The organism is Xanthobacter sp. BG11Y11_SDJG (assembly GCF_057364445.1).
On sequence record NZ_JBNFNU010000253.1, the window covers coordinates 1 to 6,443 of the forward strand.

Annotated in this window: 4 protein-coding genes and 2 pseudogenes; 1 reads left to right on the forward strand and 5 read right to left on the reverse strand. The window is 69.1% G+C overall.

Annotation, left to right across the window (positions count from 1 at the left end):
* From AC2W7M_RS17680 to AC2W7M_RS17690, 3 genes are all read right to left on the reverse strand, one after another.
* Nucleotides 1-430 (reverse strand): PhzF family phenazine biosynthesis protein (locus tag AC2W7M_RS17680; RefSeq protein ID WP_486133669.1); only part of this gene is annotated, 430 nt, incomplete at its 3' end.
* 188 nt (nucleotides 431-618) lie between these two features.
* Entirely contained in the window at nucleotides 619-1,044 is a 426-nt protein-coding gene (locus tag AC2W7M_RS17685; protein WP_486133675.1) for an acyl-CoA thioesterase, read from the reverse strand.
* Between the two features lie 58 nt (nucleotides 1,045-1,102).
* The gene (locus tag AC2W7M_RS17690) at nucleotides 1,103-1,948 is read right to left on the reverse strand and encodes an enoyl-CoA hydratase (RefSeq protein WP_486133671.1); all 846 of its coding nucleotides are present in this window, start codon (nucleotides 1,946-1,948) and stop codon (nucleotides 1,103-1,105) included.
* A gap of 88 nt (nucleotides 1,949-2,036) precedes the next feature.
* On the opposite strand from AC2W7M_RS17690, the gene AC2W7M_RS17695 reads away from it, so the two are divergent.
* A complete protein-coding gene (locus AC2W7M_RS17695) occupies nucleotides 2,037-3,203 on the forward strand; it encodes a M20 aminoacylase family protein (RefSeq protein WP_486133673.1) in 1,167 nt (388 codons plus the stop codon).
* Nucleotides 3,204-3,215: 12 nt separating this feature from the next.
* On the opposite strand, the pseudogene AC2W7M_RS17700 reads toward AC2W7M_RS17695, so the two are convergent.
* A pseudogene (locus tag AC2W7M_RS17700) lies at nucleotides 3,216-3,658 on the reverse strand (SRPBCC family protein).
* 269 nt (nucleotides 3,659-3,927) lie between these two features.
* A pseudogene (locus AC2W7M_RS17705) lies at nucleotides 3,928-6,282 on the reverse strand (EAL domain-containing protein); the annotation flags it as partial.
* Nucleotides 6,283-6,443 lie beyond the last annotated feature (161 nt).

The window sequence follows — 6,443 nt, forward strand, 5'->3', positions numbered from 1 at the left end:
CAGCCAGCCGCGCAGCAGCGCCGCCGCGCGCATCCGCCACCCGCTCCGGCATCTTCGGGCTCGAAAGCACCGCCCGCGGCGCGCCCTCGGACGCGAGGATGCGCACCGGCACCGGCCCGATCTTCTCGTGCAGCACGATCCGTGCGCCGCCGACGAGATCGTGCAGCACCAGCGCCGTGCCGATGGTGGGATGGCCGGCGAAGGGCAGTTCCGAGAGCGGCGTGAAGATGCGCACCGAGTGCCCGTCCTCTCCCGTCGGCGGCGGGGCGACGAAGGTGGTCTCGCTGAGGTTCAGCTCGCGGGCGATGGCCTGCATCTCGCCGTCCGAGAGCCCCTCGGCCGCGGTGAATACGGCGAGCGGGTTGCCGCCGAACGGCGTGTCGGTGAACACGTCCACGAGCACGTAGGAAAGGTCTTCGGAGGCAGGCATGGCGGTCTCGCGTTCCGATCATTCACGGCATCAGACTTCGTCTCGCTCCGTCATGCCCCGGCTTGTCCGGGGCATCCACCTCCCCGCCTTGCGCCCGGCCGCAGGATGGGCCCTCCGGTCAAGCCGGAGGGCGACGGCGGTGACGGGGGGCGACGGGGCGCGTCGGACGGCAACCCGGACAGCGCGGTTCAGACCGCGCTCTCGCCGGCCGGCGCGCCGGCCTCGATGCCTTCGTGGTCGAGGATGGCCTGGCGCCAGCGGTCGGGAATTGCGCTTCCCCTGCCGGTCGCCTGGTCCACATGCACATGCACGCCGCTGCCCTCGGCGATCAGCACATCGTCCGCCAGGCGGGTGAGCGTGAAGGCCCACCCCGCGCTTGAGCGCTTGATCCACGGCACCTTGATGGCGATGCGGATGTCGTCGTCGAAGCGCCCCACCGCCCGGTAGCTGACGAGGATCTCCGCCAGCACCCAATGGTCGAGGTCCGCCGGGATCGCCATGCCCGTGACCGTCTTGTAATAGAGGATGCGGGCTTCCTCGATATACTTGACGATATTGGCATTGTTCAGATGTCCCGAGGCATCGAGGTCGCTGAAGCGCACCTTGATGTCCAGGGTGACGGGCGCCCCCGGCGCGGGCGCCGGCGCTGTCCTGCGCGCGCTCCATGGCCGCTCAGACCGCCTTGGGGGTCATGCGGCGCGCGTCCTTGGTGGAGCCCGCCTCCTTGCGGCGCGCGCGCTCGATCTCCGCCTCCTGGGTGAAATGGGAGAAGACGTGCGCCATGAAGTGATACTCGAACGCCTCGCGCTGGCCCATGATGTCGAGCGTGCGATTGATGGAGGCCTTGGTGAGTTCCAGCGAGACCGGGGGCTGGGCGGCGATCTTGAGCGCGAGCTTCTTCGTCTCCTCGTCCAGCTGGTCGCGCGGCACCACGCGGTTGACGAAGCCCAGCTGCTCGGCGCGGCGCGCGTCCACCACGTCGCCGGTGAACAGGAATTCCTTGGCCCGGCGGGCGCCCATGTCCCACGGCTCGAACAGCATCTCGCCCACGGCGCAGAAGCGGCTGAGCACCGGCATGCCGAACTTGGCGTCTTCCGAGGCGACGATGAGATCGCACATGGCGGCGCCCATCATGCCGGCGGCGAGGCAATAGCCATGCACCTGCGCGATCGTCACCTTGCGGGTGTTGCGGATGGCGAGGCACTTGTCGAAATACATCTTGCGCTCGGTCTCCAGCCGGCGCTCGGGGGTCGCGTACATGGCGGCGACCTCGGGCACGAAATCGATATCGGAGACGTCGTGGCCGGAGGAGAAGGACGGCCCCTCCCCGCTGAGCACGATGATGCGCACGTCCGGATCCTCGTCGGCCGCCATCATGGCATCGTGAAGCTGCTGGATCATCTCCAGATTCTTGGCATTGTGCTTCTCGGGACGATTGAGGCTGATGCGGGCGATCGGCCCGTCGCGCCACGTCTTCACGAATTCGATCGGCGCGGCCGAGGCTTGGGCGAGCGTCATGGAAGGCTCCTTGTCCGGATTCTGGATTTTACTGTACCATTAGTAAGTAGGTCGTCAAGCCGCCGCGGCGGCGATCGGAGGCAGGCAGATGGAAATGAACGCAGCCGCTTATTTCGAGGCGCTCGCGAGCGAAATGGCCGACTGGCGCCACACGCTGCACCAGCATCCCGAACTCGCCTATGAGGAGCGCTGGACCGCCGATTTCGTCGCCGAGAAGCTGAAGAGCTTCGGCTACGAACCGGAACGCGGGCTCGGCGGCACCGGCGTGGTGGCGAGCCTCGGGCGCGGCGCCGGCCCCTCGGTGGGCCTGCGCGCCGACATGGATGCGCTGCCGATCCACGAGCAGACCAACCTGCCCTATGCCTCGCGCATCCCCGGCAAGATGCACGCCTGCGGCCATGACGGGCACATGACCATGCTGCTCGCCGCCGCGCGCTATTTCGCGCAGCACCCGCCGGCCGAGGGCACCATCCGCTTCATCTTCCAGCCGGCGGAGGAAGGCGCGGGCGGCGCCAAGGCGATGATCGACGACGGCCTGTTCGCCCGCTTCCCTGTGGACCGGGTGTTCGGCCTGCACAATTGGCCGGGCCAGGAAAAGGGCTCGTTCGCCGGGCGCGCCGGCCCGCTGATGGCGGCCTTCGACATCTTCGACATCACGCTCTCCGGGCGCGGCGCCCACGCCGCCATGCCGCACCAGGGCACGGACCTGCTGCTCGCCGCCGCCCAATTGCAGACCCAGCTCCAGTCCATCGTCGCCCGCGCGCTCGACCCGCTGGAGAGCGCCGTGGTCTCGGTGACGCAGATCCACGGCGGCGACGCCTACAACGTGCTGCCCGCCGAGGTGGTGATGCGCGGCTGCACCCGGCATTTCACGCCCGCCGCCCAGGACCTGATCGAGGCCCGCATGGGCGACATCTGCCGCGGCGTCGCCGCATCGTTCGGCTGCGAGGTGACGCTCGCTTACGACCGGCGCTACCCGGCGACGGTGAACGCCGCCGCCGAGCTGGACCTTGCCGCCGCCGCGGCGCGGGCCGCGGGCGCCACCTCGGTCGCCACCGAAGTCACGCCCTCCATGGTGTCCGAGGACTTCGCCTTCATGCTGAAGGAGAGGCCGGGCTGCTATCTGTGGCTCGGCACCGGCCCCATCGCCGGCGGCAAGTCGCTGCACAGCCCCACCTTCGACTTCGACGACGGCGTGCTGGCGCTGGGCGCCACCTGGTGGGTGGAGGTGGCGCGCCAGGCGCTGAAGGCCTGAGCGCCCGCGGCGCTAGCCGTTGATATCGGGCTCCACCAGCCGCGCGAGATTGCCCAGCGACTGCTGCCAGCCGAGATAGCAGGCCGCGGCCGGGATCGGGTCCGGCACGCCGGCCTGCTCGATCTCGATCTCGGTGCCGACCAGGACCTTCCTGAGCACCACGCTCACCACCATCTCGCCGGGCAGGTTCGGATCGTCGAAGCGGTCGGTGTAGCGCACAAGCTCGCCGGGAACGAGGTCGAGATAGGCCCCGCCGAAGCCGTGGCTCTCCCCGTTCGTGAAATTGCGGAACGACATGTGGAACGTGCCGCCGACCTTCGCCTCCAGATGGTCGACGGTGCAGGTGAAGCCGTCCGGCGGCAGCCACTTGGCGAGCGCGTCCGCCTCGGTGAAGGCGCGGAAGAGCTTCTGCGGGCTGGTGGAAAAACGCGGTGCAGGCGGATGGTGCTGGGCATGGGGATAACCTCCTGGGACCGGCCGGGACGGGGCGGTCCGGTCCTTGGGCCTTGCGGCGGGAACAGGGGCGGAAGGCGCGCCGCGTCAGCGGCTTGCCGGTGCCCCGCCCCAAGGACGGGCGGGAGCGGGATGTGCCGACATCGGGCGGGAAAAAGGGCGGTCTGCCCGGGGGCCGACGCCTGGTCAGTGGGCCGCCGGGGGCGGGCGCGGGGGCGGCGCGCTCCGCCATCCAGGCGACCAGGCCCTCCGGCGTCAGCGGCCGCGAGAACAGATAGCCCTGCACCACCGAGCACCCCAGCTCCTCCAGGAAACGGCGCTGCGGCTCGGTTTCGACGCCCTCGCAGACCACGTCCAGATCCAGGCTCTGGCCGATGCCGATGACCGCCCGCACCAGCGCCTTCGCGTGACCGTCGTCGTCGAAGTGCTGCATGAAGCTGCGGTCGATCTTCAGCTCGCTGATCGGCAGGCGGGAGATGTTGGAAAGACTGGAGAATCCGGTGCCGAAATCGTCCATCGACAGGCCGACGCCGAGGTCCCGCACGGCGCGCACGGTCTCCAGCGTCCGCCCGCCCCGGTCGACCATGATGCTCTCGGTGATTTCCACCGTGAGACATTGCGGCGGCAGGCCGTATCGCTCCAGCACGCCGGCGATGAATTCCGGCAGGGCGCTGTTGCGGAAGTGCAGCGCCGACAGGTTCACCGACACGGTCGGAATGGCGACGCCCAGGGCGCGCCACTGCGCGAGCTGGCGGCAGGCCTCGCCCAGCGACCAGGTGCCGATGGCCTCGATCTGGTCGGTCTCCTCGGCCACCGGAATGAACTGGTCCGGCGGGATCCGGCCAAGCGTCGGATGGGTCCAGCGCGCCAGCGCCTCCACCCCGTGCAGCGCCAGGGTGCCGGGCGTCAGCTGAGGCTGGTAGTGCAGCTCCAGCGCATCGCCCGCGATCGCCTCGCGCAACGCATTGCCGAGCCGCAGCCGCTGCTGGAGCACCGCATCCATCTCCGGGCTGAAGAAATGGATCGTGCCGCGCTGCGTCTTCTTCGCTTCCGACAGGGCCGCGCCGGCATGCTGGAGCAGCGTCTCGCCGTCTCTGCCATTCTCCGGATGAAGGCTGATGCCGATGCTCGCCGACTTGGCGAGCCGGACGCCGCAAAGATCGAACGGCTCGCTCAGGGCCGCCAGCATCCGCTGCGCCTCGGCCGCCGCCCGCTCGGCGGTGCAGGCCGGCAGCACGACGACGAACTCGTCGCCGTTGAAGCGGTAGACCCCGTCCGAACCGTGGAACAGCCGCTGCAACCGGAGCGCCGCCTCCATCAGCAGCTGGTCCCCGGCGCTGTGACCCAGGGTCTCGTTGACGTCCTTGAAGCGGTCCAGGTCGAGGAAGAAGAAGGCGACGTTGCCGCCCGCGGCGTCACGCAGCTGAGCCGCGACGTCCTCGTGAAAGCGGGTCCGGTTGGGCAGACCGGTGAGCGGGTCGAAATGCGCGAGCCGCGCGATCTGCTCGTTCGCCTCGTGCTGCTCGATGGCGATCATGCACAGATGCAGACAGGCGGCGACGATCTGCTCGTGCCACGCGCTGGGCCCGCGATTTTCCGCGAAATAGAACGCGAAGGTGCCCACGACGCGGCCAGACCGGGCCGTGATGGGCGACGACCAGCAGGCCCGAAGGTGGGGCGGCAGGCCGAGGTCGAGGAACGGCGCCCACAGGGGATCGCTGTAGATGTCCGTCACCTGGACCGGCTCGCCGCGATAAGCCGCCGTGCCGCAGCTGCCGCAGCAGGGCCCGATCTCGGCGCCGTCGATCGCATGGCCGAACGCCTCCGGCAGGCTCGGTGCGGAAAGCGGCCGCAGCTTGCGCTCGCCATCCACCAGGATGATGGAGCAGACCACCTCCGGCGCCATGGCCTCCACGCGCCGGCACAGGAAATCGCCGACGTCGCGCAGCGAGGCGGCGCTGGTGAGCGCCTGCAGCATCTCCCGCCGCAGGTTTTCGATCTGCTTGTCCTTGGTGATGTCCTCCATCACCAGAACGATGTTCCGCACGCCGCCATCCTCCGCCGGGACGGCACTGACCGAAACCAGGGTGAGGATGTCCCGTCCCGACTTGTCGCAGGCGAGAAACTCGGTGTGGAAGGATTCGCCGCTGGCCGCGCTCTCGCGCAGGCGGGCGAGGGCCTCTTGGTCGGTGTGCGGTCCTTCCAGCACCTCCGTCGGCACCTGGCCGACAATCTCCGCCATGGTGTAGCCGAACAGGTCGGTAAAGGCGGGATTGGCGTAGATCACGCGCCGGCATTCGTCGAGCAGAAGCAAGGCGCGGTCTGTCGCATTGGCGACCAAAGACAGGCGGCGCAACTGCTCGCGCCCTTGCAGATCCTCGGAGGCATCGTGCAGCACCGCCACCCGATGCTGCTCGCCGCCCAAAAGGAAGGTCGCCTCGGACAGGACCGCCCAGCCATCGCTGCCGTCCTGGCGCCGGATGCGGACCTGACGGCGCGCCGCGCCCTGATCGGTCTCGATCAATAGCGGCCCATCACCGGACGAATCACATACGCCGGCGAACTCTCCCAACGCATCGGGAAGAGATCGGATCAGCGTGTCCCTCCGGTCTGCCGTCATCGCCATCGGACCACCGTCAAGGAAGGAGCGCTAGTCTATGCCACCTTCTGTCGCCGGTCCATGTTGACCTTGTACACATCTTCGGAATGTTCGGCGCCGGGAAGCGCCGCCGGTGCACCGCCTCGGCCACGCCGCGCAGGCCACCGCGGCGCCCGGACCGCTGCGGG

What these genes read in the sequence shown, in the direction of transcription:
- AC2W7M_RS17690 (WP_486133671.1), bottom strand. Translation starts at nt 1,948, where the DNA reads ATGACGCTCGCCCAAGCCTCGGCCGCGCCGATCGAATTCGTGAAGACG.
- AC2W7M_RS17695 (WP_486133673.1), top strand. Translation starts at nt 2,037, where the DNA reads ATGGAAATGAACGCAGCCGCTTATTTCGAGGCGCTCGCGAGCGAAATG.